3 protein-coding genes are annotated in these 3,242 nt (G+C 35.5%); all 3 read left to right on the forward strand.

Features of this window, described 5'->3' with window-relative positions; all coding sequences use genetic code 11:
* Positions 1-455 (forward strand): tetratricopeptide repeat protein (locus VKY47_RS09030; RefSeq protein WP_473964603.1); only part of this gene is annotated, 455 nt, incomplete at its 5' end.
* A 219-nt stretch (positions 456-674) separates the two neighbouring features.
* Positions 675-2,030: a UDP-N-acetylmuramate--L-alanine ligase gene (locus VKY47_RS09035; RefSeq protein WP_324312165.1), complete on the forward strand. Its 1,356-nt coding sequence runs from the start codon at positions 675-677 to the stop codon at positions 2,028-2,030.
* A gap of 144 nt (positions 2,031-2,174) precedes the next feature.
* Entirely contained in the window at positions 2,175-3,242 is a 1,068-nt protein-coding gene (locus tag VKY47_RS09040) for a methyltransferase (RefSeq protein ID WP_324312167.1), read from the forward strand.

The raw sequence follows: 3,242 nt of genomic DNA on the forward strand, positions 1-3,242 counted from the left end.
ATGGGTATTTGGCCAAGGGTTATATTTATGAATATGCTAACGAGCCAAAACTCGCTGAATTATATTACAAAAAAGCCATCCAAATAGGAGGTTCCATAACTTGTTATACCAAATTAAGTGAATTCTACGAGAAACAAAATCAACCGGAAAAAGCCATTTCTAATATAGAGTACGCACAAGAAAAATTACAGCGCAATGCTTTGTATTATCAGTTAGGAAAAGTGTCTGCCGAATATCATGTTCAACTTGAAAAAGGTGAAACTTGTTTAAAAAAATATATTAGGAATTACTCACAAGAAGATGGAGTTCCTGTGGCATGGGCAAATTACAGACTGGCTCAGATTTACAAATATAAGGGGCATAAAGAACAAGCCTTAAAACATATTAATTTGGCAATTAACGAACTTTCAGAGATTAAAGTGTTTCAAGAATTGTTAGTACGAATTAGTAAGTAGTTTTAGTTTACAGACCTGGTGTTGAGTCACCGTGTTCAGTAAACCGTAATTAGCCTCAGTATTCAGCAGTCAACTCTTTGCGTTTTGTAGCTTTGCGCGAAAATTTCCTCAGAACAACTTTATGCTATCTCTGTAGAATAAGTTTTAATGTTTCAGATCAAAAACATTCGCAAGTTTATCTCAAAAAAAGTATCTTTGAAACTATTATAAAACACAACCATGAACGTACATTTTATAGCTATTGGTGGATCTGCCATGCACAACTTAGCCTTAGCCTTACACAATAAAGGATACGAAGTAACAGGAAGCGACGACACGATTTTTGAACCTTCAAAATCCAGATTAGAAAGCAAAGGATTATTGCCTGAAGCTTATGGATGGTTTCCCGAAAAAATAACAAGCAAGTTAGATGCTGTTGTTTTGGGCATGCACGCCAAAGCCGACAATCCAGAACTTTTAAAGGCCCAAGAATTAGAACTTAAAATCTACAGCTATCCAGAGTTTTTGTACGAACAATCCAAAACTAAAACCCGTGTGGTTATTGGTGGAAGTCATGGTAAAACAACAATTACGTCTATGATTCTTCATGTGATGCATTACCACAATCGCGATGTCGATTATATGGTTGGCGCACAATTGGAAGGTTTTGATGTGATGGTGAAATTAACCGAAAACAACGATTTTATAGTTCTTGAAGGCGATGAATATTTGAGTTCACCAATTGATAGACGCCCAAAGTTTCATCTTTACAAACCCAATATTGCTTTATTAAGTGGGATTGCTTGGGACCATATTAACGTGTTTCCGACGTATGAGAATTATTTGGAGCAGTTCCGCATTTTTGTGGATAGTATTGTAAAAGGAGGAAGCATCACATATAACATAGAAGATCCAGAAGTTGTAAAAGTAGTGGAAGCCAGCGAAAACACCATTAGAAAACTGCCTTACCAAACGCCAGAATATTCGGTAGAAAACGGTCATACCCTTTTGGAAACTCCTGAAGGTCCTTTGCCTATTGAAGTATTTGGAAAACACAACTTAAACAATTTAGCAGGTGCCAAGTGGATTTGCCAACACATGGGAATTGACGAAGACGATTTCTACGAAGCCATTGCCACTTTTAAAGGCGCTAGTAAACGCTTGGAGAAAATTGCAGAAACTCAAAACAGTGTCGCTTATAAAGATTATGCACATTCGCCCTCAAAAGTTGAAGCAACAACCCAAGCTGTAAAAGAGCAATATGAAAACAGAACATTAGTTGCTTGTTTAGAACTACACACATATAGCAGTTTAAACGCCGAGTTTTTAAAAGAATATAAAGGAACCATGGATGCCGCAGATGTTGCAGTGGTTTTTTATTCGCCACATGCTGTAGAAATTAAAAAACTCGAGAAAGTGACCCGCGAGCAAATTGCTACAGCTTTTGATCGTGATGACTTAATTATTTATACGAATCCAGACGACTTTAAAAACTTTCTATTTTCGCAGGATTTTAATAACAAAACGTTGTTATTGATGAGTTCTGGAAATTATGGAGGACTTGATTTTGATGCCGTGAAAGGGTTAATTGAATAACTCACTTAATATAAGCAAGCGTTTTAGTGACATTACGCGATTTTTGGAGTACTAATTATGCTGTCAAACTTGTTGATATATATAGTTTTGGACAGATTGTAATCGGTTTAATATTACTTATCTTATTAAAAAAGAAAATAATTCATGATTACAGATATACAAATAAACAAGCCAGAGCCTCTAGCATTTGATAAAAAATTAAAATCCTATAAGGATGGGGACAATGTTCGGTTTGCAATTAAGGCATTAGAAGAGGGAAAATATCTTTTAATAGAGGGTTTTTACCATACAGGATTATCACTTCTTCATGATATCCACAAGTATTTAAATAAAAAATTACCAAATAAAACCTTTCAGGAACAACGTGCGTATCGGTTAGAATATCATAGATTATCCAATCTTATTTTATTGGAAATTGTCGATCATAAATTGGTTGTAAGGAAATCTCCAAGCATTGGTTGGTTACAAAAACTGTATCCAGATAACAAGGAGTTTTTATTGTCTTTACCTCAAATACAGGGCTTAAATAGTTCTTGGCAGTGGTACCAAAAGGGTGTTTCCATTCCTGTATTAAGAAATAAATTGCATCCTTATTATGGAACGTATTTCCCAACTCGTTTCGAACATTTAGAACTTTTCGATAATTGGTTGAAACGTTACCAGGGACCTAAAAAGTCGGCGATAGACGTTGGAATAGGCTGTGGAGTCCTTTCTTTTCAAATAGTAAAACATGGATTTCAAAAAGTGTTTGGCACAGATATAAACCCCAATGCCATTGTAGGGTTGATAGAGTTTATGGAAAATACAAAATTGTCTCGAAAGATAGAACTGGACCATGGATCTCTTTTTGGCAAATGGGAAAAACAAACCGAACTGATAGTTTTTAATCCGCCTTGGTTGCCCGAATCCCGAGATTTAGATAAAATGGATGAAGCTATTTACTATAACAAAAATCTCTTTCCTGCTTTCTTTGAAGGAGCAAAGCAAAGACTTTTACCTAATGGAAAACTGGTGCTTTTATACTCGAATTTAGCACAAATAACAGATGTGTCAAAAGAACATCCCATAGAGAAGGAGTTAGCGGAAGGTGGAAGATTTCAATTGGAAACATATTTAAAAAAATCTGTAAAAAGTGCTTCTAAGGAAACCACGCGTGATCAACATTGGCGATCTAAGGAAGAAGTTGAGCTTTGGGTGCTTATAAATAAGTGA

It is taken from the genome of Xanthomarina sp., from assembly GCF_035306705.1.
GTDB lineage: Bacteria > Bacteroidota > Bacteroidia > Flavobacteriales > Flavobacteriaceae > Xanthomarina.

What these genes read in the sequence shown, in the direction of transcription:
- VKY47_RS09035 (WP_324312165.1), top strand. Translation starts at nt 675, where the DNA reads ATGAACGTACATTTTATAGCTATTGGTGGATCTGCCATGCACAACTTA.
- VKY47_RS09040 (WP_324312167.1), top strand. Translation starts at nt 2,175, where the DNA reads ATGATTACAGATATACAAATAAACAAGCCAGAGCCTCTAGCATTTGAT.